Origin of the sequence: Serratia sp. MYb239 (assembly GCF_002966855.1) — a bacterium.
In the GTDB taxonomy this organism is placed as follows: domain Bacteria; phylum Pseudomonadota; class Gammaproteobacteria; order Enterobacterales; family Enterobacteriaceae; genus Serratia_B; species Serratia_B rhizosphaerae.
The window spans coordinates 1,591,642-1,614,988 of the sequence record NZ_CP023268.1; the positions used below are offsets into that span (position 1 = coordinate 1,591,642).

General features: G+C 55.6%; 28 protein-coding genes. 13 read left to right on the forward strand and 15 right to left on the reverse strand.

Annotation, left to right across the window (positions count from 1 at the left end; genetic code table 11):
* The first annotated feature begins 66 nt into the window (after positions 1 to 66).
* Positions 67 to 576, forward strand: a complete 510-nt coding sequence (gene eco, locus CLM71_RS07595) for a serine protease inhibitor ecotin (protein WP_105230471.1) — start codon at positions 67 to 69, stop codon at positions 574 to 576.
* A gap of 81 nt (positions 577 to 657) precedes the next feature.
* Here the strand turns inward: eco and idi are convergent, their stop codons facing one another.
* From idi to CLM71_RS07615, 4 genes are all read right to left on the reverse strand, one after another.
* Complete coding sequence (gene idi / locus CLM71_RS07600; protein ID WP_105230472.1) at positions 658 to 1,203, reverse strand: isopentenyl-diphosphate Delta-isomerase; 546 nt, start codon at positions 1,201 to 1,203, stop codon at positions 658 to 660.
* A gap of 23 nt (positions 1,204 to 1,226) precedes the next feature.
* Positions 1,227 to 2,135: a UbiA family prenyltransferase gene (locus CLM71_RS07605; RefSeq protein ID WP_105230473.1), complete on the reverse strand. Its 909-nt coding sequence runs from the start codon at positions 2,133 to 2,135 to the stop codon at positions 1,227 to 1,229.
* A 217-nt stretch (positions 2,136 to 2,352) separates the two neighbouring features.
* On the reverse strand, positions 2,353 to 3,258 hold the full coding sequence (locus tag CLM71_RS07610) for a UbiA family prenyltransferase (protein ID WP_105230474.1): 906 nt from the start codon (positions 3,256 to 3,258) through the stop codon (positions 2,353 to 2,355).
* 219 nt (positions 3,259 to 3,477) lie between these two features.
* Complete coding sequence (locus CLM71_RS07615; protein ID WP_105230475.1) at positions 3,478 to 3,858, reverse strand: DUF4354 family protein; 381 nt, start codon at positions 3,856 to 3,858, stop codon at positions 3,478 to 3,480.
* A 363-nt stretch (positions 3,859 to 4,221) separates the two neighbouring features.
* On the opposite strand from CLM71_RS07615, the gene CLM71_RS07620 reads away from it, so the two are divergent.
* From CLM71_RS07620 to CLM71_RS07630, 3 genes are all read left to right on the forward strand, one after another.
* The gene (locus CLM71_RS07620; protein WP_105230476.1) at positions 4,222 to 5,724 is read left to right on the forward strand and encodes a phospholipase; all 1,503 of its coding nucleotides are present in this window, start codon (positions 4,222 to 4,224) and stop codon (positions 5,722 to 5,724) included.
* Entirely contained in the window at positions 5,721 to 6,494 is a 774-nt protein-coding gene (locus tag CLM71_RS07625; RefSeq protein WP_105230477.1) for an ankyrin repeat domain-containing protein, read from the forward strand. Before CLM71_RS07620 ends, CLM71_RS07625 begins: the two co-directional genes overlap by 4 nt.
* Before the next feature lie 113 nt (positions 6,495 to 6,607).
* Positions 6,608 to 7,048, forward strand: a complete 441-nt coding sequence (locus CLM71_RS07630) for a hypothetical protein (protein ID WP_105230478.1) — start codon at positions 6,608 to 6,610, stop codon at positions 7,046 to 7,048.
* Between the two features lie 344 nt (positions 7,049 to 7,392).
* On the opposite strand, the gene CLM71_RS07635 is transcribed toward CLM71_RS07630, so the two are convergent.
* Together CLM71_RS07635 and CLM71_RS24355 are read right to left on the reverse strand one after the other, a co-directional pair.
* Positions 7,393 to 9,081, reverse strand: coding sequence for an aspartate:alanine antiporter (locus CLM71_RS07635; RefSeq protein WP_105233250.1), 1,689 nt, complete (start codon positions 9,079 to 9,081; stop codon positions 7,393 to 7,395).
* Positions 9,082 to 9,091: 10 nt separating this feature from the next.
* Entirely contained in the window at positions 9,092 to 9,220 is a 129-nt protein-coding gene (locus CLM71_RS24355) for a hypothetical protein (RefSeq protein ID WP_255414271.1), read from the reverse strand.
* Positions 9,221 to 9,387: 167 nt separating this feature from the next.
* Here CLM71_RS24355 and CLM71_RS07640 point away from each other — a divergent pair, with 167 nt between their 5' ends.
* On the forward strand, positions 9,388 to 9,777 hold the full coding sequence (locus CLM71_RS07640; RefSeq protein WP_105230479.1) for an inner membrane protein YbjM: 390 nt from the start codon (positions 9,388 to 9,390) through the stop codon (positions 9,775 to 9,777).
* Between the two features lie 28 nt (positions 9,778 to 9,805).
* On the opposite strand, the gene CLM71_RS07645 is transcribed toward CLM71_RS07640, so the two are convergent.
* Positions 9,806 to 10,069, reverse strand: a complete 264-nt coding sequence (locus tag CLM71_RS07645; RefSeq protein WP_105230480.1) for a GrxA family glutaredoxin — start codon at positions 10,067 to 10,069, stop codon at positions 9,806 to 9,808.
* A gap of 230 nt (positions 10,070 to 10,299) precedes the next feature.
* On the opposite strand from CLM71_RS07645, the gene CLM71_RS07650 reads away from it, so the two are divergent.
* From CLM71_RS07650 to rlmC, 5 genes are all read left to right on the forward strand, one after another.
* Positions 10,300 to 10,599 (forward strand): YbjC family protein, encoded by a 300-nt coding sequence (locus CLM71_RS07650; RefSeq protein ID WP_105230481.1) that lies wholly within the window; start codon positions 10,300 to 10,302, stop codon positions 10,597 to 10,599.
* A 32-nt stretch (positions 10,600 to 10,631) separates the two neighbouring features.
* On the forward strand, positions 10,632 to 11,534 hold the full coding sequence (gene rimK / locus CLM71_RS07655) for a 30S ribosomal protein S6--L-glutamate ligase (RefSeq protein ID WP_105230482.1): 903 nt from the start codon (positions 10,632 to 10,634) through the stop codon (positions 11,532 to 11,534).
* 157 nt (positions 11,535 to 11,691) lie between these two features.
* On the forward strand, positions 11,692 to 12,177 hold the full coding sequence (locus CLM71_RS07660; protein ID WP_105230483.1) for a YbjN domain-containing protein: 486 nt from the start codon (positions 11,692 to 11,694) through the stop codon (positions 12,175 to 12,177).
* A 219-nt stretch (positions 12,178 to 12,396) separates the two neighbouring features.
* Positions 12,397 to 12,876: a YbjO family protein gene (locus CLM71_RS07665; protein WP_105230484.1), complete on the forward strand. Its 480-nt coding sequence runs from the start codon at positions 12,397 to 12,399 to the stop codon at positions 12,874 to 12,876.
* A gap of 98 nt (positions 12,877 to 12,974) precedes the next feature.
* Entirely contained in the window at positions 12,975 to 14,105 is a 1,131-nt protein-coding gene (gene rlmC / locus CLM71_RS07670) for a 23S rRNA (uracil(747)-C(5))-methyltransferase RlmC (RefSeq protein WP_105230485.1), read from the forward strand.
* Positions 14,106 to 14,135: 30 nt separating this feature from the next.
* Here the strand turns inward: rlmC and CLM71_RS07675 are convergent, their stop codons facing one another.
* The 6 genes from CLM71_RS07675 to CLM71_RS07700 form a co-directional block, all read right to left on the reverse strand.
* Positions 14,136 to 14,870, reverse strand: a complete 735-nt coding sequence (locus tag CLM71_RS07675; protein ID WP_105230486.1) for an arginine ABC transporter substrate-binding protein — start codon at positions 14,868 to 14,870, stop codon at positions 14,136 to 14,138.
* Positions 14,871 to 15,071: 201 nt separating this feature from the next.
* Positions 15,072 to 15,740, reverse strand: coding sequence for an arginine ABC transporter permease ArtM (gene artM / locus CLM71_RS07680; RefSeq protein WP_105230487.1), 669 nt, complete (start codon positions 15,738 to 15,740; stop codon positions 15,072 to 15,074).
* Positions 15,740 to 16,456 (reverse strand): arginine ABC transporter permease ArtQ, encoded by a 717-nt coding sequence (artQ, locus tag CLM71_RS07685; protein WP_105230488.1) that lies wholly within the window; start codon positions 16,454 to 16,456, stop codon positions 15,740 to 15,742. Before artQ ends, artM begins: the two co-directional genes overlap by 1 nt.
* A gap of 9 nt (positions 16,457 to 16,465) precedes the next feature.
* Positions 16,466 to 17,197 (reverse strand): arginine ABC transporter substrate-binding protein, encoded by a 732-nt coding sequence (artJ, locus tag CLM71_RS07690; protein ID WP_105230489.1) that lies wholly within the window; start codon positions 17,195 to 17,197, stop codon positions 16,466 to 16,468.
* 36 nt (positions 17,198 to 17,233) lie between these two features.
* Positions 17,234 to 17,962: an arginine ABC transporter ATP-binding protein ArtP gene (gene artP / locus CLM71_RS07695; protein ID WP_105233251.1), complete on the reverse strand. Its 729-nt coding sequence runs from the start codon at positions 17,960 to 17,962 to the stop codon at positions 17,234 to 17,236.
* Between the two features lie 257 nt (positions 17,963 to 18,219).
* Positions 18,220 to 18,768: a lipoprotein gene (locus CLM71_RS07700; RefSeq protein WP_105230490.1), complete on the reverse strand. Its 549-nt coding sequence runs from the start codon at positions 18,766 to 18,768 to the stop codon at positions 18,220 to 18,222.
* A 250-nt stretch (positions 18,769 to 19,018) separates the two neighbouring features.
* On the opposite strand from CLM71_RS07700, the gene CLM71_RS07705 reads away from it, so the two are divergent.
* Entirely contained in the window at positions 19,019 to 19,342 is a 324-nt protein-coding gene (locus tag CLM71_RS07705; RefSeq protein WP_105230491.1) for a heavy metal-binding domain-containing protein, read from the forward strand.
* 53 nt (positions 19,343 to 19,395) lie between these two features.
* Complete coding sequence (locus CLM71_RS07710) at positions 19,396 to 20,226, forward strand: N-acetylmuramoyl-L-alanine amidase (RefSeq protein WP_105230492.1); 831 nt, start codon at positions 19,396 to 19,398, stop codon at positions 20,224 to 20,226.
* On the opposite strand, the gene CLM71_RS07715 is transcribed toward CLM71_RS07710, so the two are convergent.
* Both CLM71_RS07715 and CLM71_RS07720 read right to left on the reverse strand, forming a co-directional pair.
* Positions 20,221 to 21,231 carry an NAD(P)-dependent oxidoreductase gene (locus tag CLM71_RS07715; protein WP_105230493.1) on the reverse strand — a complete coding sequence of 337 codons (1,011 nt, stop codon included), beginning with the start codon at positions 21,229 to 21,231 and terminating at the stop codon, positions 20,221 to 20,223. The two genes, CLM71_RS07710 and CLM71_RS07715, sit on opposite strands and share 6 nt — an antisense overlap.
* Before the next feature lie 155 nt (positions 21,232 to 21,386).
* Positions 21,387 to 22,826 (reverse strand): DUF2867 domain-containing protein, encoded by a 1,440-nt coding sequence (locus CLM71_RS07720; protein ID WP_105233252.1) that lies wholly within the window; start codon positions 22,824 to 22,826, stop codon positions 21,387 to 21,389.
* Positions 22,827 to 22,992: 166 nt separating this feature from the next.
* On the opposite strand from CLM71_RS07720, the gene CLM71_RS07725 reads away from it, so the two are divergent.
* Entirely contained in the window at positions 22,993 to 23,337 is a 345-nt protein-coding gene (locus tag CLM71_RS07725) for a DUF1294 domain-containing protein (protein WP_105230494.1), read from the forward strand.
* Positions 23,338 to 23,347: the final 10 nt, after the last annotated feature.

Here is a 23,347-nt window from a genome sequence, read left to right on the forward strand (position 1 = left end):
TTGGAAAGTGTTGCTATAGTGTATTAGTTTATGTCTGGTTTTCAGTATGAATCATAGGGAAAGAACATGAAAAAGATCTCCTTGTTAGTAGCCGGCATGATGATGGCTGCTTCTGCCGGTGCGGCGACCAACGCGACTGAAAAGGCCGACATCAGCCAGCAGCCGCTGGAAAAGATTGCCCCTTACCCGCAGGCGGAAAAAGGCATGACGCGTCAGGTGATTTACCTGCCGAAACAGGAGCATGAAGAAAACTATAAGGTTGAGTTGCTGATCGGTAAAACGCTGCAGGTTGACTGCAACCATCATGGGCTGGGCGGCAAGCTGGAAAGCAAAACCCTGTCCGGCTGGGGCTACGACTATCTGGTGCTGGATAAACTCTCCGGCCCGATGAGCACCATGATGGCCTGCCCGGACAACACCAAGCGCGAAGCCTTCGTGACGGCAAATCTGGGCGATGCCGCCATGCAGCGTTACAACAGCCGTCTGCCGATCGTGGTCTATGTGCCGCAGGATGCGGAAGTGAAGTATCGTGTCTGGAAGGCTGAGGATGCGGTCAGCGACGCGGTGAAGAAGTAACTGCCTTGCCGGCGCGTATTTATCGCTCCAGCTAAATGTGAGGCGGGCCTTGTTCCCGTCTCCGTTTCCTACCGATGCATATCAGGCTAACGCGCCGATTCTTTTCAGCAGTTCCGGCTGCTGCAGCTGTAGCGCCATCCACGGGGAAAACACCTGAGGAACGGCGTTAATGGCGCCTATCACCTGTTCGATACCGACCCAGGCATACTCCATCACTTCAAGCGGATTAGGCTGCGGCTGCGCATCGCTGCGCGCGACGTAGATTGGGCAAAATTCATTTTCCATCACGCCGGAGGCATCGGTGACGCAGTACTGGAAGTGGGAAACCACCAGTTCCGGCAGGCTGATGGTCAGGCCCAGCTCGAAGGCGGCGCGACGCGCTATTGCATCGCTTTGGCTTTCACCGGGCTGCGGATGGCCGCAAAACGAGTTGCTCCAGACGCCGGGCCAGGCGGTTTTGTTAAGCGCCCGCCGGGTAATCAGCAGTTCCCCTTTGCGGTTAAGCACATAGCAGGAAAAGGCCAGATGCAGAGGCGTCTGATTGGTATGCACCACGGCTTTATCCATTGTCCCACTCTGATGGAAATGCTCATCCAGCAAAATAACCTGCTCATGATGTTCAGGCATGGTTTTCTCCATGGTGTGCTCGGTTAACGGCTGATATACACGGCAATAATGGAAATACACACCAGGGTGTACCAGTATTCCCACAGTCGGTAGGTGAAATGGTCATAGCGGCTGTCGGCATCTCTTTTGCAAAGACGCGCTGAGACGAACAATAAAATAAGCGCGGATCCTATCTCAAACAGGGACAGGGCGCTAGCGTTGCCGCTCTGTTCACCGGGCATAAACAGCGTGTAGTGGGCAATAACGATGGAAAGCAGATAGGCGACGGCAATGATTATTTTTCCCTTGCGCATGCCGTACACCAGCGGAAAGGTTTTTCTGCCGATGCGCGCGTCGCCTTTAATGTCCCTGAAATCCTGCGTGGTGATCATATAGCTGGTCATCAGCAACAGCGGCAGCAGCCAGTCGGCAATCTCCCTGAACGGCACGCCGGCGTTGTGAGCGGCGACCGGCAGCTGCGTCAGTATGCCCAGCGAAACAAAGACGTTCTTCAACAGCCAGTTATTGCTCCACGGCGTATAGCTGTATACCAGTGAGCACAGTATCCAGAACAGCACCCAGCCAATCACGCCGAGGTAAAGACCATAGGCGAAAAACAGCAGGGCGAGAACGGCGGCGCGGATTTTGGCCGACTTCAGCGTGATGACCTGGGCCGCCAGCGGACGGTCCGGCTTATTGATTTTGTCTTCTTCAATACCAAATATCTGGCTGTTGATATCGGCGATATAGATATGAAAATAAGCATAAATAAAGGTAGCCAGAATACTGGATATTATTGCCTGCGTTCCCATCCCCCGGGCGAGGCAGAGCGACAGCGTAAATAACGTTGGCGCGATAATGCCGATCCAGACGTTGTTCCTGACAAAACGCCAGGATAACCACAGCTCAAACACCGCGTCCCGGCGTTTTTGGATGCTGACATTTTCAATCATGCTGCATCCTTGGCAAAGCGGCAGACGTGCGGTGCATAGCGGGAGTCTCTCATGGCGGAAATGCGGATGATAAAACATTTAGTTTAGAAATATTTATGTGTCAAGCTATCCCGGGATGGGATAATGAATCTGATTATTATTTGAACTGAAATGAAAATGATACCGGGGAACCTGTGCGCTGGGTGGAAGGGGGCGTCTTGAGCAGTGCGATTGCTGGCTACCGGCTGATATAAAAGGCAAACATGGAAATACACACCAGCGTGTACCAATATTCCCACAGGCGGTAGGTAAAATGGTCATAGCGGCAGTCGGCGTTTTGTTTGCACAACCGCGCTGCGACACATAATAAAATTAACGCGGATCCGCTCTCGAAGAGCAACAGCGCGCCGCTGCTGCCGTTTTCACCTGGGATAAACAGCGTATAGTGGGCGATAACGATAGAGAGCAGGTAAGCCAGCGACAGGGCGATCTTGGCCGCACGCATGCCGTAAACCAAGGGAAAAGTCTTCCTGCCGATGCGTGCATCACCTTTTACATCGCGGAGATCCTGCGTAGTGATCATATAGCTGGTCATCACCAGCAGCGACAGTAGCCAGTGAGCAACTTCTATGAACGGTACGCTGGCGTTGTGGGCGGCGACCGGCAGCAGCGTCAGTATGCCCAGCGCGACAAAGAGATTTTTCAGCAGCCAGTTATTGCTCCACGGTGTATAGCTGTACAGCAGGACGAACAGTACCCAGAGCAGGGTCCAGCCAATGACGCCGAGGCAGATGCCGTAGGCAAAAAACAACAGTGTGAAAATGACAGCCCTGATTTTCGCCGACGCCAGCGTAATGATTTTTGCCGCCAGCGGGCGATCCGGCTTATTGATTTTATCTTCTTCAATGCCAAATATCTGGCTGTTGATATCAAAGACGTAGAGGTGAAGATAGGCATAAACAAATGATGCCAGGGTGCTGATGGCGATTTCCATACCGGGCAGACCTTTGGCTGCACAGAGCGCCAAAGTAAACAGTGTCGGCGCCACGGCGCCCGCCCAGATATTGTTTTTGACAAAGCGCCAGGACAGCCATAGTTCAAACATCACCCCGCGACGTTTTTGGATGCTGATATCTTCAGCCATATTGCATCCCCGGCGAAGCGATAGACGCATGGCCCATAGCGCGACTCTCATCTTGTTAACATAAAATTTATCACAGTTTTAGGTGAGTAATATTTATGTGTCAAGCTATCCCGGGACGGGATAATGAATCTGCTTATTATTTGGCTTGTAGCGGTAAGAAGACCGAAAAAACTACGGGAAGGAAAGGGAAAAGCAGCCATGCAAGGCTGCTTGAGCGGATTATTGACAATCGTCGGTAATTTTTACCAGGGCTGCGTTGTAGACCGCGGCGTTGTCAGCGGCAAATACGGCGATGCCCTTCACCAGCTTGCCGTCCTTCAAGGTGCCGGTGGTTAATGCCTCATCAACCGTATCGAGCTTGAAGGCCTTGTTATCCGGCGAGTAGGCCTTCAGGCAAAGTGTTGATAAATCGATATCGTCTCCGGACAATTTTGCCAGGGCGACGTCAAAGGTTTTGGTGTAGGCGTCTTTGCCGCCAATGGATATGGAGCCGGTCGACTTCTCTGTCGCATATACCGCAATATTCCCAGGGGTAGCCGCGTTTGCCGCGAAACAGAAGCCGGCCAGGGCGAGAGATGCAACCATCGTAGAAATTTTCATAGCTAGTCCTTTATGTTGATTTATGTCTCAGTCACACACTACGTATGCAGGATACGTTTCTTAATGATATCCGGTCTGGGTTAAACCGTGGGTAAAAGGGGGGGGGGACTGGGTTATGTGACTTATCACTGAAAGCGCTCGATGTTACGTCACATTCAGACTCATACAATCCATCCGGGAAGTATTCTTATCAAAAACGCATAGATAAACAGCACAATTTATCTATTATACAACCAAGCGTTCGATACCTTATGTGCAGTCGGCAATGGCTGATTGTTATTCGAAAAAATTGACGACCTTAACGCTACCGAGTGTGAATGCCTGTATGGGCAGGCGGAGTCGCTGCAAAGGAACCGATGCAAAATGTTTTCCAGCTTGAAGTTGCTGTATATCACCGATGATTTAATTTCACCTGATGAATTTCCCCGGATAATCAGTCCTGCCAGTGCATGCCATGAACTGTCATACATGCCGGAAAGCGATATTCTGTCACTCTTCACCGGTTTTAAAGGTGGCGAGCGGATACGCCGTGAAATCGGTTTCACTCATGAGGGAATGAGCTCCAACCTACGCGGAAAGGTGCAGAGTGCCTTGCTGATAGGCGACATTGTGGCGATTGAAACCCGTCCGGGCGTACTGGCGACGATAGGGCCATTTTACGCTGACACGGAAGGCTATCTGAGACCGCAGGGGCGACAGGAACCCAACTACCGGGTGGATGAGATAATAAGGCGCTATGAGGAGGCCGTGAAGTCTTATGGTGGACGTCGGGCGCGACCGTCAGTTTTTCCGGCACAGGTAGCGCGGGAAAAACCGACACTGGAACCGGATGAGCTGACGAAGGGGGGAAGGGTTTCCCGGGAGGTGGCGGCTGGTTCTATGACCAAAGCGGAGCGTTGGCAGGAGCGAAAATATCTGATTGGGCGAGGGCAGAGGAGTATCTACCCGGATGCTCGTATCGCCTCAGAACGACTGGCCGAAAACAATGTTGCCGTCGAGAAGGCAAAACTGGCTGAGAATGTCTACAAAACAACCAACCCGCTCAGGGATACCCCGGGTGTTCCGGAGGGGTGGAAGGATATCAGTAATGATAATAATGCTCTGAGTAAAATTGGGCTAAAAAGAAAGATGCTCTTTGATAGTGAGGAAACACCTGATTTTCTGGCAAGGGTATATCAACCTGATAGCAGTGTTTTTGGCGACGATATGAATCCGACGGTTGTGTTCAGAGGGTCAAGAGCGCCAGAGTTTCCTGAGGGATCTAGTATTGCAACAAAAAAAGCACTAGATGGCGATCTGTCAGGAATAAAAAATGTAAATGACTGGATAAATAATGGCGCCCAAGCTTCTGGCATAAATTCAGAATATTATAAAAGGGCTGTCGATATTGGGGCTAAAATATCAAAATATCCCAATATTGATATTTCAGGGCATTCATTAGGTGGAGGGATGGCCTCGGCTACATCAATGGCCAGTGGAAAGCCTGCATGGACATTCAATGCTGCCGGACTTAACAGCGGAACTGTTGAAAAATACGGAAGTGAAATCCTTGGTGCTACCAGTAATATACAGGCCTATCGGGTTGAAGGTGAATTATTAACTACACTGCAAGAGGTTAATAACGAAAGTGATTATGCGCTGATAAAAAATTCCCTGCCTGAATCGCTGCAAAAACCGTGGGGAGTAGCGTTACCGTTCACTTTAAAAGAGTGGCTATCGCTTGCATTGCCTAAAGCTGCCGGTATACCGCACACGCTTCCCGGCGGAACAGGAACATTGCTTGACAAACACGGTATAGACCAGACAATAAAGCTGATTGAAGACCAGAAAGATGATGATGTTGCCACTATCAGGGGGAGAATATGAGCAGGGTGATAATGGCAATGGCGTTAATTTTTTCTGTTTTTATGGTGCAGGGGTGTAAGAAAAGTATGGAATATGAACCAAAGGATTTTTTTGACGGCAGCCAGCTGGAAATCGCGCAGCTGATTTATGACGGCGATGAAGCGAAATTGAAGCAGAGGCTTCCATCCGTCAGCAAGGAAGAGCTGAACCGGCCGGCAAAAGCAGAAATGACGCTGTTATTCTGGTCGGTGCTGAACTCGATCTATGATAAAACTGCTCAGGGAAGACTTAGAATTATTACGGATTTGGTTAAGTCTGGCGCAGACCCATTGCAACCAAGATCAAAAGGAGGAAGCAGCCCGGCGGAGTTTGTCCTGAAAGGCGACAAGGGGGTTTGGATAAAAGCGATGCTTGACGGCGGGTTATCTCCTAATGCCAAAGATAAAACCTTTAATGAACCAATTGTATTTGAAACATTAAAAGCGAAAAATACTGAAACTTTAAAAACAATGCTTGAGTACGGTGCTGATATAAATATAAAAGACTCATTGGGCGATACTCTATTGATAGAATCGGTAGATTCTTATTCATTTGACCATGCAATTCTTTTGCTGGAAAAAGGTGCGGACGACAAAATCAAGGGCAATTCAGGGTGGACGATGGGGAATCAGTTGCAACGATTTATAAATAGAGGTCAAGGAGATGCTGATGATAAGGATAAAATTGAAAAAATAAAAGAACTATTAATTAAGAATGGTGGGGATTGGCCGCCTAAACCCGTGGGGGAATAGGGGGTTACAGGAAAAGATGCTGCATTTACATGTGGCATCCCTGCTCAAACAAGATTAAATGATGTTATCATTGGCTTATCGTAAATTTATTTCCCATAAAAATATTATATAACATGATCAAAACACATAAATATCAAATCAGCCTATATGGCATGCTGCTTGGCGCGCTGGCCTTGCTTATTAGCCTGTTTCATTTCAATTATCCGTTAGCGACCAAGCCGCCGCTGGAAGTCAGCGTGGCGGAGAAAGTTTCATCTATCAAAAACGGCATTTTAGCCGGCCTGAAAGGTCAGGAACCGCCGGTGACAGAGAAACGAACTATCGATATAGATAACATACTGAATAGCGCGACCATCGGTCTGGCGATCGTTGCGTTGGTGCTTGCTTTTATCGGAGGGATTCGCAAAGAGAACGGCTGGGGAGTTGGCGGAGCGCTGTTTTTTGGCGGGGGGACGCTGGCCTTCCATGCGATATTGTTCGGCGCCGGGCTGATCTTCAGTATCATCATACTGGTCGCAGTATTATGTTTTCTGTTCGCTTTTTTCCCTGGTTAGCCGGTCGTAACTTTTACGGTCTCCTGCTGCATGGGCGCGAGATCGAAAGCACCATCGCACGTGCTGACGTCAGCCTGTTGCATCGCTCTCCCCCTGAACTGGAGCGAGATTTTTCCCGACCTTCCAGTGAGTTTCCCAGGCAAAATGCTTTCCCGGTGGTTTTCAGGCAACAAAAAACCCGATAATCTTGAACCTAAAAAGGCGGGATTATCGGGCTCCACAAAATGGGGACATCAAAGAAAAGCAGTGGCACTAATTAAGACTACCACCCGATCGAAAAGTTCTGCCGAATGATAAAAATTTCAAAAATATTTCGCCGCTAAATTTCCTCTGCGCCCGCGCCGTCAGCCCAGTATCCCCGGCCATAGCACCACAATCAGCGAACCTGCCAGCGTTAACAATACGTTAGCAATGGCATAGGTGCCGGCGTAGCCGAGAGCGGGGATGTTGCTGCGGGCGGTGTCGCTGATGATGTCCATCGCCGGGGCGCAGGTGCGTGCGCCCATAATTGCGCCAAACAGCAGGGCGCGGTTCATGCGCAACACGTAGGCGCCGAACAGGAAGCAGAGCACCACCGGCACCAGGCTGACGAGCAGGCCGGCGACCAGCATTTGCCAGCCCACGGCGCCCAGGCTGTGGCCGATACCGGCGCCGGCGCTCAGGCCGACGCCGGCCATAAACACCATCAGGCCGAACTCTTTCACCATATTCAGCGCCCCCTGCGGGATATAGCCGAAGGTCGGGTGGTTGGCACGCAGGAAGCCGAGCATGATGCCCGACATCAGCAGCCCGGCGGCGTTGCCGATGCCGAACGAGAAGTTGCTGAACTGGATGGTGATCTGACCAATCAGCAGGCCGATAATAAAGAAGGCGCAGAAGGCCAGCAGATCGGTCACCTGGCTGTGGATGGAGATAAAGCCGATCTTCTCCGCCACGCTTTTCACCCGGCGCGCGTCGCCGCTGACCTGCAGCACGTCGCCTTTATTCAGCACGATGCTGTCATCAATCGGCATTTCAATCTGGCTGCGAATCACCCGGTTCAGGAAGCAGCCGTGGTCGGTCAGTTTCAGCTGGCTTAAGCGCTTGCCGACCGCATTGCTGTTTTTTACCACGATCTCTTCGGTGACGATACGCATGTCGAGCAGATCGCGGTCGAACACTTCCTTGCCGTTACGGAAGCTGGGATCCAGGCGCGCATGCGCGTCCGGGTAGCCCACCAGCGATATTTCGTCGCCGACCTGCAGCACGGCGTCACCATCCGGGTTGGCGAGAATACCGTTGCGGCGGATGCGTTCGATATAGCAGCCGGTCTGGCGGTAAATGCCCAGTTCGCGCAGATTTTTGCCGTCTGCCCAGGCCACCAGCTCCGGACCGACGCGGTAGGCGCGGATGACCGGCAGATAGACTTTACGCTGGCTGTCGGTATCCAGGCCGCGCTCGCGGGCGATTTGCTGCGCCGAGGTCGGCAAATCCTGGTGCTGCAGCTTGGGCAGATAGCGCGCGCCGAAAATCAGACTGACCAGACCAATAAGATAGGTTAACGCATAGCCCAGGCTAAGATGATCCTGTGCGGACAGCAGCGCCGGTCCGTTGGTAATGGTATTGCGCAGCGTATCGCCGGCGCCGACCAGCACCGGTGTCGAAGTCATGGAGCCGGCCAGCATACCGGCGGTCAGGCCGATGTCCCAGTGGAACAGCTTGCCGAGGCCGACGGCCATCACCATCGCCGTACCGACCATCACCAGCGCCAGCATCAGGTAATTTTTGCCGTCGCGGAAAAAAATCGAGAAAAAATTCGGCCCGGCTTCGACGCCGACGCAGAAGATAAACAGCATAAAGCCCAGGCTGAGCGCTTCGGTGTTAATGGCGAAGTTGTGCTGGCCAAGCAGCAGGGAGACGACCAAAACGCCAATGGAACTGCCGAGTTGCACAGAGCCAAGGCGAAGTTTTCCGAGGCAGAGCCCCAGGGCGAGTACCACAAACAGCAACAGGATGTAGTTGCCGTTTAACAAACTAGCGACGTTTATGTTCACAGGATGTAACTTATTGTTTACCAGTAAGTGCTTGATATGGCTGGCTATAAAAGATAAATTCAGCCATATAAATAGTTGGATAAAAACGATACCCATCGCCAACCCGCGAAAGGTGCATCGCTTCCTCGATCAGCGGCATTATTCTAGTCTCTCTGACGCAGGACAGCCAGCATTAAGCTGAAAATGAACGCTGCCTTTTGCATTTAACTCTCTTTTTACCAAGGAAAATTTGTCGGCTCAGGCCGCCGTGGTTCGCGTGCGTCGTCGTGATATGGCGCCCGTTGTTGCATTTCTGGGAGGAGCAGGATGGTTAGCTATCGGTATTGGGGCGGGTTCAGCAGCTGTTTTTTGTTGTTCTGCCTGATCTTTCTTGGTCAGAATAATTCGCTGGAGCAGCCGCATCATGGCGAAACCGGCCTGTTGCTGTTTACCATTCCCGGCTTTATCGCCAGTTACCTTGCCAGTAAAAAACGCCTGATCTGTCCGCTGCTCGGCGCGTTGTGCGCGCTGCCGCTGTGCCTGGTGGTGCGCCACTTCTGGCTGATGTCGACCCAGTCGTTCTGGCAGGAGTTGGCCTACGCCACCAGCTCGGTATTCTGGTGCCTGTGCGGTGCGCTGCTGTTTCTCTTTTTCCGCAGCCTGCGCCAGATGTTACAGCTCCGGCAAAGAACCCTCGGCAATAAAAAAGGCGCCTGAGGCGCCTTAATATAGAATGTGAACCGGCTTACTGGAACAGGTTCAGGTTTTCTTTCGCGTATGCTTCAAACTCGGTGCAGCCGCCAATGTGCTGTTGATCCAGGAAGATCTGCGGCACGGTTTCTACCGGCTTACCGACGGTTTTTTCCAGATCGGCCTTGGTGATGCCTTCCGCGTGGATATCAACATAACGGAAGTTGAAATCGTCACGTTCTTCAGTCAGTTTTTCCGCCAACTCTTTCGCACGGACACAATAAGGACAGCCAGGACGCCCGAAGATTACTGCAAACATGAGATACTCCTCGTTGTTATTCAAGAATTTACCGCTATTGCAACGACATCCCGTCGGTCAGAAAAAGACCTCAGTCAACGCATTACTCAGGTGCAATGGCGCCTACTATGCCTGTTGGCGTTGCTAAAAAAAAGCAGGATTTGCCTGTTAATCTGATTTACGCCGCCTATCGGATGGCCTCGTCGGCAGGAATTCACTACACTGTGCGCAATATGTCTGGAGATGAAAACATGCGTTCATTTGGTGAGTTACCCCGCCCGATATTGGTGCTGGAAGGGCTGGGGATCGTGCTGCTGATTCTGGCTTATCTGAGCATTCATGGCTATGTTCAGTTGCCGGGGGCGCTGTCATCGCAGGCTGCTGCGGTGGCGATGATTTTCCTCGGCGTGGCGCTGATGCTGCCGGCGGCGGCCCTGCTGGTCTGGCGCGTGGCGCATGGGTTCGGCCCGCTGATGCGCGGCGGACTGCCGCCGGAAAACGATCGGCGCAAGCCGCCGCAACAGCAACAGAAACGCGATCCGCGCGATTAAGCGTCGGTGGCGATTTGGGGTGACGAGATAAATTGAACATTGTCATTCTTTCGTGTGACAGCACGTTGTACTCCTGCCGGCGCCTGCGCGCCGCAGCGGAACGGCGCGGGCACCGCGTTGAGGTGATCGATCCGCTCTCCTGCTATATGAATATCAACCCGGCCGCGCCCACCATCCACTATCGCGGCCGTCAACTGGCGTGCTATGACGCGGTCATTCCGCGTATCGGCTCCGCCATTACCTTTTACGGCAGCGCCGTGCTGCGGCAGTTTGAACTGCTGGGCTGTTATTCGCTGAATGAGTCTGCCGCGATTACCCGGGCGCGCGACAAGCTGCATTCCCTGCAGTTGCTGGCGCGTCAGGGGATCGATCTGCCGATTACCGGCTTTGCCCACTCGCCGGATGATACCGGCGATCTGATCGAACTGGTCGGCGGCGCGCCGTTGGTGGTGAAACTGGTTGAAGGTACACAGGGCATCGGCGTGGTGCTGGCGGAAACGCGGCAGGCGGCGGAAAGCGTGATTGATGCGTTTCGCGGGCTGAAGGCGCACATTCTGGTGCAGGAGTACGTGCGCGAGGCGCAGGGACGGGATATTCGCTGTCTGGTGATCGGCGGACAGGTGGTGGCGGCGATCGAACGTCAGGCTAAGGCGGGGGAGTTCCGTTCCAATCTGCATCGCGGCGGCACGGCGCGCAAGGTGAGCATTACGGCGCAAGAGCGCGCAGTTGCCATCAAGGCGGCGACGACGTTGGGACTGGATATTGCCGGCGTCGATATTTTGCGTGCCGATCGCGGCCCGCTGGTGATGGAGGTGAATGCCTCACCCGGACTGGAGGGGATAGAAACCGCCACCGGGCTGGATATCGCCGAGATGATGATCGCCTATATTGAACAGCGTGCAGCACGCGGTATTTGCCCTGAAATTAAGCTATAACCAGTAAAAAATAAGGGAGTAGCGCTATTTACCCGTGTTTTTTACATGGCTAAGCGCGCCTTTATTGAATTAAGCCTGATTGATCGTGGCATCATGGATGAATATTCCGTAAGCTATGCGCCTTTCGCGTTTTTGAATATTGTGAGGCTGGTACCCTATGGATTCACTCATCGTCCCCGATTTGGCGTTATTACGACGTTGGCTGGACCAGTTGGGCATTTCATTTTTTGAATGCGACTCCTGCCAGGCGCTGCATCTGCCGCATATGCAGAATTTTGACGGCATTTTCGACGCCAAGATCGATCTGGTGGACGGGGTGATCCTGTTCTCCGCGCTGGCGGAGGTGAAGCCGACCGCGCTGATCCCGCTGGTTGCCGACCTCAGCCAGATCAATGCCAGTTCGCTGACCATCAAAGCGTTTGTGGATGTTCAGGACGACAACCTGCCCAAGCTGATCGTCTGTCAGTCGCTGAGCGTGGCCGTCGGCATTACGCTGGAACAGTTCGTGCACTTTATGCAGCAGGGCGAAGAGCAGGTCTCGATGGTGATTCTTGAGGCGCGCGCCAACGATCTGCTGTTTATGGGCGAGGGCGAGGAAGAAGAAAATCCGGCCGCCGCCATGCGCCAGCCGATGCTGCACTAATTCTGTCTTTGACGACGCATCGCCCAGTATGGCGATGCGTTGACGCTACCCCGTTATCCCTCTATTGCCAATCTTCACGTTACATCGCGATCGTGCGTTTTATCCTGGCCTGCCGTAGCTGAATCCTGTCAAACCTGCTATTTTTTGTAATTATTATTGCAAATGAATTAACTGGCTCTTATACCGATTATTACTGATATTTCATCGCGGAATACGGATATGTCAGAGATGCTGAAAAGCAAGCAGGGAACCCTGAGAGCGCAAACGGATGTCCCAGTGGCGGTATTGATCGCCGGTACGGCAATGGTGGCGATTAAATGTATTAGTATCCTACTGCTGCTGGGGGAGCTGGGGCTGTCCGGCCTGAGCGAGTTTGTCAGCACCAGCGCGCAGGCCTGGGATTCTACGCTGATTTTTCTGGCCGGTATCGTAATGCTCTGCCTGCAAATTTACTGCGGCTTTGCCGTGATGCGCGGTAAAAATGGTGGGCGCTGGGGCTATGTGGTCTGTCAGGCGCTGGTGGTGGGCTATCTGCTGTTGGCGACCATCGGCAGCGTCTTTCCCGAGGTGTTTACCGTGGACGGCGAAACCAACACCCAGATTATGCATACCCTGATTCTGGAAAAAATCCCCGACGTGGTGATTCTCGGGCTGCTGTTCCTGCCGGTGGCCAGCCGCCGCTATTTTTCCCGTCGCTGAGGGCCGCGCGGATAGCGTCAAGAAGGTTGGGGATAAGGGCGTAGGGTGCTAAACTCTGCGCCCTTATTTTTTTATTCGTCGATCCCTACGGTTAATCTATGCATTGCGCGTTGTATACGGCCGGCAGTTGCCGTTCCTGTCAGTGGCTGGAAAAGCCTTATCCGCAGCAGCTGGCTGATAAACAGCAGCATCTGCAGGCCCTGCTGTCCGAACGCGAAGTCGGGCAGTGGCTGACGCCGGTTGCCGGCGCGCTGAGCGCATTCCGCAATAAGGCGAAAATGGTGGTCAGCGGCAGCGTGGAGCGCCCGCTGCTGGGGATGTTGCACCGCGACGGTACGCCGGTCGATCTGTGCGCCTGCCCGCTGTATCCCGCCAGTTTTGCGCCGATGTTCAACGTGCTGAAAACCTTTATCGCCCGCGCCGGGCTGACGCCATACAACGTGGCGCGCAAACGCGGCGAGCTGAAATATCTGCTGCTGACGGAAAGCACCGGTAACGGCGGGGTGATGCTGCGTTTTGTTCTGCGTTCGGAGAGCAAACTGGCGCAGCTGCGCGCCGTGCTGCCGTGGCTGCAGCAACAGCTGCCGCAGCTGCGGGTGATTTCCGTGAATATTCAGCCGGTGCATATGGCGATTATGGAGGGCGATCGGGAAATCATCCTGACCGAGCAACAGGCGTTGGAAGAGTGCTTCAACCAGGTGCCGCTGTATATCCGCCCGCAGGGCTTTTTCCAGACCAATCCGCAGGTGGCGGCGTCGCTGTATGCCACGGCGCGCGACTGGGTGCGTGAGCTGGGCATCGACAGCATGTGGGATCTGTTCTGCGGCGTCGGCGGCTTCGGTTTACACTGCGCACAGCCGGAAACGCGTCTGACCGGGATTGAGATCAGCGCGGAGGCGATTCGCTGTGCGCGCCAGTCAGCGGCGACGCTGGGACTGCAGCGGGTTGATTTCCAGGCGCTGGACTCCACCCGTTTCGCCACGGCGGAAGGAGACGTGCCGCAGCTGGTGGTGGTGAACCCGCCGCGACGCGGCATTGGCAAGGAACTGTGCGATTACCTGCAGCGGATGGCGCCGGACTATCTGCTCTATTCCAGCTGTAATGCACAAAGCATGGCGCAGGATATGGCGCAGCTGCCGGGGTATCGGGTTGAACGGGTGCAGCTGTTCGATATGTTCCCGCATACCGCGCACTACGAGGTGCTGACGCTGCTGGTGCGGGAGAAGTAATCAGCCCGGCGAACCGGGCTGCACTTGCGTTTACTGCGGGAACCACTTGTTGCTGATGGCCTGATAGGTGCCGTCAGCCTTGATCGCCGTCAGCGCCGCGTTCAGTTTGTCCAGCAGCGCCTTGTTATTCGGACGCACCGCAATCCCCAGGCCGGTACCGAAGTATTGCGCATCGGTGATATGCTCGCCGACCGGCGCCAGCTGCGGGCTGTTTTTCAGCCACTCATTCACCACCGCGGTATCGCCGAAGACGCCGTCAATACGGCCGTTTTTCAGCTCCAGAATGGCGTTCTGGTAGCTGTCGTAAGAGACGGTGTTAATCTCCGGGTGCTTATCCTGCATATATTTCTGGTGGGTGGTGCCGTTTTCCATCCCGACCTTTTTCCCCTTCAGTTCAGCCAGCGAGGTGTACTTGCCTTTCTGCGCGATCACAATCGCCGAGTTGGCGTAGTACGGCTGGGTAAAGCTCACCTGCTTGCTGCGCTCCGGCGTGATGTCCATCCCGGAGATCACCGCATCGAACTTTTTGAACTTCAGCGCGGCGATCAGGCTGTCGAAGGCCTGATTGGTGAAGGTGCATTCCGCCTGCATCTGTTTGCATAACGCTTTCGCCAGATCGATATCAAAGCCGACGATTTGGTTATTGGCGTCTAATGACTCAAACGGCGGATAGGTAGCGGAGGAGGCGAAACGGATGGTGTCGGCCGCCTGAGCGCTGAAGGTCACGCCGGCCAGTACGGCGGCGGCAAGCAGTAATTTTTTCATGCGGAAACTCCTGTCTGAACATTGATTTTATTATCGCCGCCATCGTTTGATTTTTCTGACAATATCCCGAGGAGGGACGCTGACGGTGCTGGCGATAACCATGCCATTGAGTGAATTAATATGCAATAAAAATGATTAAAAATTGTTACTGGCGGGGCGGGTAAGACAGCCCTGCACGGCGGCAGGGCTGGGTAAGCGGGCTTAGTTGCGGCGTTCAAAGGCCAGCGCGCGGCGTTCAACCAGACGCATCAACAGCGTCAGCAGGCCGTTGACCACCAGGTAAACCAGGCCGGCGGCGCCGAAGACCATCACGTCATAGGTGCGGCCGTACATCAGCTGGCTGTAACCCATCACTTCCATCAGCGTGATGGTGTAGGCCAGCGAGGTACTTTTAAACACCAGCACCACTTCGTTGGAGTAGGAGGATAGGGCGCGCTTAAAGGCGAACGGCAGCAGAATGCGCATCGACTGCCGGCGCGACATGCCCAGCGCTTCACAAGACTGCCACTGGCCGGCGGGAATGGCCCGCACCGCGCCGTAAAACAGCTGCGTGGTATAGGCGGCGCTGTTCAGCGCCAGCGCAATCATGGCGCACAGCCAGGGCTGCGACAGCAGATTCCACAGCCACGGATAGTCGCGGATCGCCGGGAACTGTCCTGGCCCGTAATAGATCAGGAAGATCTGCACCAGCAGCGGCGTACCGGTGAACAGCGTAATGTAGATCTTCACCAGCGACGACAGCAGCGGCGTTTTCAGTGTCAGGATCGCCGTCAGGATCAGCGACAGCACCAGCGCGACCAGCAGCGCCGCCAGCGTCAGCGTCAGGCTGGTGTGCAGGCCCTTGATGATTTCCGGTAAGTATTCCAGCATCAGACCGGCCCCCGCTCAAAACGTGTGGTGCGCAGTTCGATCCGCTTGAGAATAAACTGGCTCAACAGGGTGACCAGCAGATAGATGGCGGCGGCGATCACGTACCAGGTGAACGGCTCCTGCGTGCGGGTGGCGATGCTTTTGGTCTGCAGCATCAGGTCGTTCACGCTGATTAACGACACCAGCGCGGTATCCTTCAGCAGCACCAGCCACTGGTTGCCGAGGCCGGGCAGCGCATGGCGCCACATCTGCGGCATAATCAGCCGGAAGAAGATTGCCGCCTTGCCGAGCCCGAGCGCCTGGCCGGACTCCCACTGCCCCTGCGGCACCGCTTTCAGCGCGCCGCGCAGCGTCTGCGAGGCATAGGCCGAATACAGCAGCGCCAATGCGATCACCCCGCACAGGAACGGGCTGACTTCGAAGCTTTCAATGTCGACCTGCACCGGCACGGCAAACAGGCCGAAGTTCAGTTCAAAACCGTCAGACAGCGTCAGCAGCAGCTGTGAGGAGCCGAAGTAGATAAACAGCACCACCAGAATTTCCGGCAGGCCGCGCAGCAGCGTGACCCAGGCGGTGCCGAGCCAGCTGACAAGCTTCCAGCGCGCGGACTCCCACATGGCGAACAGCATCGCCAGGACCAGCCCGAGCGCCAGCGCGCAAACGGCAAGGCCGACGGTCATCCCGGCGGCGGTTGCTAAAGGTTGAATTTCATTCATTGGGATCGATTACTGCTGGAACCATTTTTTGTAGATGGTTTCATAGGTCCCATCCTGTTTGATCTTATCCAGGGCGGCGTTGAACTTGCCCTGCAGATCGCTGTTTTTCTGACGTACGGCGATGCCCAGACCGGTGCCAAAATAGTTTTTATCCGTCACCTTGTCGCCCACTGCGGCCAGTTGGGCGTTCTGCTTCAGCCATTCGTTAACCACGGCGGTATCGCCGAACACGGCGTCGATACGGCCGTTTTTCAGATCGAGCACCGCATTCTGGTAGCTGTCGTACGGTACGGTGGTGATGTCGCTGTGCTGATCCGTCAGGTATTTCTGGTGCGTGGTGCCGTTTTGCACGCCGACGCGTTTGCCTTTCAGCGCGGCGACATCGGCCACTTTACCTTTTTGCGCGATAAACAGGGCGGAGTTGTCGTAGTAAGGTTTGGTGAACAGCACCTGTTTTTCACGCTCCGGCGTGATATCCATACCGGCCATTACCGCGTCAAAGCGTTTGAACTTCAGGCCCGGGATCAGGCTGTCGAACGCCTGATTGCTGAAGGAGCACTCCGCCTGCATCTCTTTGCACAGCGCGTTGGCCAGATCAACGTCGAAGCCCTGAATTTTGTTGTCGGCACCGATAAACTCAAACGGTGGGTAGGAGGCTTCGGTCGCGAAACGAATCTTGTCGGCGGCAGAGGCGGAAACGCTGATGCCGGCCAATACGGCGGCGATTATTAGTTTTTTCATCGCAAACTCCCCTAAAACTGGTCTGGTGTAGAAAAATTAGTGTGATAAATAACTGGCGAATTCGCTGGTTTGCGGCTGTGCGAAGCGGCTGGCGTCACCCTGTTCCACGATGCGGCCGTTTTCCATGTACACCACGCGGCTGGCGGTCTTGCGCGCCACTTCTACCTCGTGGGTGACGATCACCTGGGTAATGCCGGTGCCGGCCAGCTCGCGAATAATACTGACGATCTGCGCGGTGATTTCCGGATCCAGTGCGGCGGTCGGCTCATCAAACAGCAGAACCTGCGGCTCCATCATCAGCGCGCGGGCAATGGCGACGCGCTGTTGCTGGCCGCCGGACAGATGCAACGGAAAGCGATCGGCAAAATCGCTCAGGCGCAGACGCTTGAGCAGTTTGTCGGCACGCGCCATCGCCTGCGCCTTGCTCAGGCCCAGCACGCGGCACGGTGCTTCAATCAGGTTTTGCACTACGGTCAGGTGAGGCCACAGGTTGTACTGCTGGAATACCATGCCGACGTTTTGGCGCAGTTCGCGGATGGCTTTTTCGCCCGGCGCCTGCTTAAAGTCAAACTGGTTGCCGGCGATCTGCAGCTGGCCGGAACGCGGCATTTCCAACAGGTTCAACACCCGCAGCAATGAACTTTTCCCCGCGCCGCTTGGGCCAAGCAGCACTAAGGTTTCCCCTGCTGGGCAATCCAGCGTGATGTCAAACAGCGCCTGGTGTGCGCCGTAAAAGCAATTTATATTTTTTAGTTGAATACTCATGCGCTGGAATTGAATAGACATTGATGCCGCAAATGTTAACTTCCACAGAATACTTATGCAATCATTGTGAGTTAAAATTTATTAATGTACGGCGGGATAGTAAAAGAATAGCACAACATACCGCAGTGCAAGCGGGAAGGGGCGGTTTGTCGCGCAGTGTGTGAAGTGGCTAGCGAATTTGATGTGTTCGCTCAAAAAATGAGCAAAATCAAGGTGGTTAATCGGCCGGCGACGCGGCGCCGGCCCGGGTAGAGCAATCAGTCGTGTTCCAGCACCTGGCGCAGCGTGCCGCTGGCGGCGTGCTGCGGCACGTTCAGGTAGCGGATATCATCCACCACCCAGCAGGTGCCTTCGCGCACCATCAGCACCTCGTTCTGCCACTCTTTGGCGCTGCTGTCGCCATCTTTCTTATAGCTCAGCTGTACGCGCAGCGGGATGTTCTTGGCGTCGGTATTCGGGATGGAAGACGCGCTGGCTACGCTGGCGCTGGTGGCGCCTTCGGCATTGCCGGTGAACAGTGCGCCAGCGCCGGTCTGCGGCGCTGCTTTCTGGTTAGCGCCCAGCAGTTCCTGATACAGAGGCTGGCTCAGGTAAGGCTGCAGTTGCGCCAGGCGGTTGCTGTCCGGCAGTGTGGTACTGCCCTGTTCCAGACGCAGATCGTAAAATTTCTGCGCCACGCTGTCCGGGCCGCCTTCAATGCATGCGCCGCTGCGCGCGCCGATGTCCTTATAAGCCGGTTCTACGGTGGTACAGGCGCTCAGCGCCAGTGCTAAAGGTAAAACAGCCGCAATCGTTTTTGTTTTCATCTCACTACCTTATGTGAAAGTCTCTACCATGAAGAGCAATAGCTTACAGTATAAATGCGTTTTTCAGCCTTGCATTCGTACTCTGTGCCATCCGCTTTCAGAACATACTGTAAAACCGGCGGTCATATTTTTTGCAGGCTTGAAGCTGTATCCGCGTGGGTTACACTGGGTTGTCCGGTTTTTCCCGGTAACTGCAGATAGCGCCTATTATCCTGGCGAGCACGACCATGAATCAAGCAAGGAGTTTTTGATGCAAATTTCTACTACCCCGACCCTGGAAGGGTTCACCATTACCGAATACTGCGGCGTCGTCACCGGTGAGGCGATTTTGGGCGCCAACATTTTCCGCGACTTTTTCGCCGGCGTGCGTGATATCGTCGGCGGCCGTTCCGGCGCTTATGAAAAAGAGCTGCGCAAGGCGCGCCAGATTGCGTTTAAAGAACTGGAGGAGCAGGCAAAGGAGCTGGGCGCCAATGCGGTGGTCGGGGTGGACATCGACTATGAAACGGTGGGTAAGGACAGCAGCATGTTGATGGTCAGCGTCAGCGGCACTGCGGTAAAAATCAGCCGTTAAGATCTGTCAGCCCGGCGCGTGCGCCGGGCTTTGCGTGCCACAAGGAGTGAAGCATGGCTAGATGGATAGGGATCGTCGCGGTGCTGCTGGCGGGCTGCCAGGCTTCAGGGCCGGGCACCACCGTCGACCGCGGCGACTATCAGCTGGAAACGTTGCACCAGGCGAAGGGCGCCGACCAGCGCATTCGTTTTCTGGTGATGCACTATACGGCGGAAGATTTCCATACCTCGCTGAAGACGCTGACCGACGAGCACGTCAGCGCCCACTACTTGCTGCCGGCCCATCCGCGGCGCGAGTACGCCAGGCCGACGGTTTATCAGCTGGTGCCGGAGTCGATGCGCGCCTGGCACGCCGGAGCCAGCAGCTGGCGCGGCCGTACCCAGCTGAATGACACCTCGATCGGCATTGAGATCGTCAACCGCGGCTTCAGCCGCAGCATGTTATTCACCCGCTGGCAGCCTTACAGCGCCGAACAGATTGCGCTGCTGATCCCCTTAAGCCGCGATATTATTCGCCGCTACGATATTCAGCCGGTGGATGTCGTCGGCCACAGCGATATTGCGCCGCAGCGCAAGCAGGATCCCGGCCCGTTGTTCCCCTGGAAAACTCTGGCGGAAGCCGGCATCGGCGCCTGGCCGGAGCAGACGGATGTGCAGCGTTATCTGGCGGGGCGTGACCCTCATGCGCCGGTGGCGCTGTCGGCGTTGCTCGATAAGCTGGCGCGCTATGGCTACGGTATTGACCCGCAGTGGGATGAGCGGCAACAGAAAAGGGTGCTGGCGGCATTCCAAATGCATTTTCGGCCCGCCGATTACCGTGGCGAGCCGGATGCGGAAAGCGAGGCGATTATCGACGCGTTACTGCATAAATACCACGGCTTATAGGCCGTGTAGCTTGCCGTGCTCTTTCAGCCAGCGCGCGGTGCGCATTACGCCTTCTTCCAGCGACACCACCGGCCGATAATCCAGTTCCTGCTGCGCGCGGCTGGTATCCAGCGTCAGGTCGAAGTTGAGCTTGGCGACGCCGTAGTGGGTGAGTACCGGCTCTTTTTCACTTTTGCTGCCGAGCTTTTCCATACCGCGCGCCATCATATCGAGCATTGCGTAGGGGACGGAGCGGATGCGGCACTTCATACCCAGTTCGTCAATTAACAGCTGCACCACGTCATGCAGCGGCCGAGGCTGCTGGTTGGTGATGTTATAGGCGCGGCCGGACGGCGTATCCTGTTTCATGGTCGCCAGCCACATAGCGTGCACTGCGTTTTCCAGATAGGTCATATCCACCATCGCCGCGCCGCCGCGCGGCAGCAGCAGATTGCCGTAGTGTTTGATCATATGCAGCAGGCGCGGCAGCATCACGTTATCGTGCGGCCCGAACAGCCCCTGAGGGCGTAAAATGGTGAAATGGGTCTGCGGGTTGGCGAGCGCCAGCCGCTGGATAACCTGCTCACCGGCCGCCTTGCTGCGGGCAAACTCATTGGCGTAACGCGCCGGGCGGAAATCTTCCGGGATATTGCGGTGGTGGTGGTAGTCGAAGTAGATCGCCGGCGAAGAGATATGGATAAATTGTGAGACGCCATACGCCGCCGCCCATTCGCCCAGCCGGCGGGTGGCGCGCACGTTGGCCAGCTCAAAAGCCTCTTCGGTGCCCCAGGGAGAGGTAAAGCTGGAGCAGTGCCACAGCACGTCCACTTCCGCCAGCATCGCCTTCGCCTGCGAGGAAACCAGATTAGTGAGATCGGCCTGAATGAATTCGGCGCCCATTTTTTCCAACAGGCGGCCCATGGCCCGGTTGCGACCGGTGGCACGTACTTGTATGCCCTGGCGACGCAGATATTCCACGGCGTTACGGCCTAGTCCACTGCATGCACCGGTGACCAATACCTTCATAACAAACTCTTTCTCACCAAAAAACAAAGCGCTGGCGGCGTATTGCCGTTTCCCAGCAAATAAGGTGCCATTCTTTCGTGATTTTGGGCGCTATGCAATCGGAAAGGGACGATCCACCGCGGTAAACTGTGCGGTCGATCGACAAATGAACAACGTTACGGCAAATTGTGGTCTTCCTGCTCCGCCAGCCGGACGATCCGTTTGGCCATGCCACGGAAAATAAACAGGTGGGCCGGCATCATGGCGAACCAGTAAAGCAAGCCGCTAAAACCGGCCGGGTGCCACCAGGCGCGCACGTCGAGGGTACGGCGGTTACCGTAATCCCTGATGCTGAACGTCAGCCGGCCAAGGCCGGGTGCCTTCATGCCGAACAGCAGGGAAAGCGTGCGTTCCGGCTGCAGAGCGATGACCTTCCAGCCGTCAATCATATCGCCGAGCTGCAGCGTCTGGCGCGGCGGGCGACCGTAGATCACCCCGTTGCCGGTCAGGTCGTCCATGCGCGCGCGGATCTGCCACAGCGGGTTGGCGTAGAAGTAGCCCTCTTTGCCGCCCAGCTGCTGCACCACCTGCCAAAGGGCGGCCGCCGAGGCCTGCGTCTCCAGCGTATGGCCGGCCTGTTTCGGGTAAAAGCCGTACCCCGGCCGCCAGCGCGCCCGCGCGGCCGGATCGTAGCCCCAGTCGGCGCTGTCTGTTATTTCCGCTTCGCGCTGCAGGGTCTCTTTCACCGCTTCATCAAAGGTTTGTAGCGACTGCGGAATCAATGCCTGCAGCGGTCGGCCGTCGGCGGGCAGATCGTGCTTTAGCCCCTGGATCAGCGCGCGGGCGATCGAGGTGGGCACCGAGGTGATCAGGCTGATGAACCAGACCGAGATAAGGCGCGTCGGCAGCGGGATCGGGATCAGCCAGCGTCTGCGGCCGCTAATGGCAATAAAACGTTTGAGCATGGTCTGATAGCTGATGTATTCCGGCCCCGCCGCGTCGAAAGTGCGGTGATCGTCGGCCGGGTGCCGCAGCAGTTCACTCAGATAGGTCAGCAGGTTCGGCAGGGCGATCGGGGAAGACTTTGAACGCACCCAGCGCGGCGGCGTCAGCAACGGCAGGTTATAGACCATGTCGCGCATCACTTCGAACGCTGCCGAACCCGGCCCGACGATAATGCCGGCGCGCAGTTCGGTGACCGGAATGCCGCTCTGGCGCAGAATTTCTCCGGTAAGACGGCGGGCAATCAGGTGCGGCGAGCTGTCCTTCTGCGGCTGCAGCGCACCCAGGAAGATCACCTGCCTGACGCCGGACTGGCGCAGGGCGTCGCGCAGGTTCTGCGCCGCCTGGCGCTCTTTTTCAATAAAGTCGCGGCCGTCACCCATACCGTGGACCAGATAGTAGAGCGTATCGATCTGCCACAGCGCCGGCGGCAGCGTGTCCGGCTGACAGACGTCGACGTACTGGCAGTGCACATGCGGCCAGTTTTGCGCCTGCAGCCATTCAAGACGACGGGCGGCGGCGATAACCTCATGCCCCTGCGCCGTCAGGTGGGGGATCAGGTTCTGCCCGATATAACCGCTGGCGCCAAGGACCAGAATACGTTGATGGCTCATCAGCACGACCTTATGCAGTGAAAGTAGGGAACGGTATCCTGAATGCTGTGGGTTATAGCATGCCAAAATCGGGCTATAAATGCACTTTTTGTAGGGATAAATGGCGTATTGCAACGACCCGTCGCAGGCGTCACACTACGCGCCGTTGCTTTAGCTGGAGTGAATCATGCGGCTTAATGCGGTGTGTTATGGTTTGTTGGCGTTAGCCCTGGCGGTTAGCGCATTTCTCCCGCACCCCTGGTGGGCGGGGTTGTTACTGCTGAATGGGCTGACGCTGGCGCTGTATGGCGCCGATAAGCTGGCGGCGATCAAAGCCTGGCAACGGGTGCCGGAGATCACGCTGCTGACGTTTGGCTTGATCGGCGGCTGGCCGGGAGCGCTGTGCGGCCAGCGGCTGTTCCGGCACAAGACGCAGAAACAGCCGTTTAAAACCTGGTTTATCGTCAGCGTCCTGCTCAACGTGGCGGCGTGCGGCGCGGTGTGGTACGCCGTATACGGCCGCTTCCTCTAACCCGCGAGGC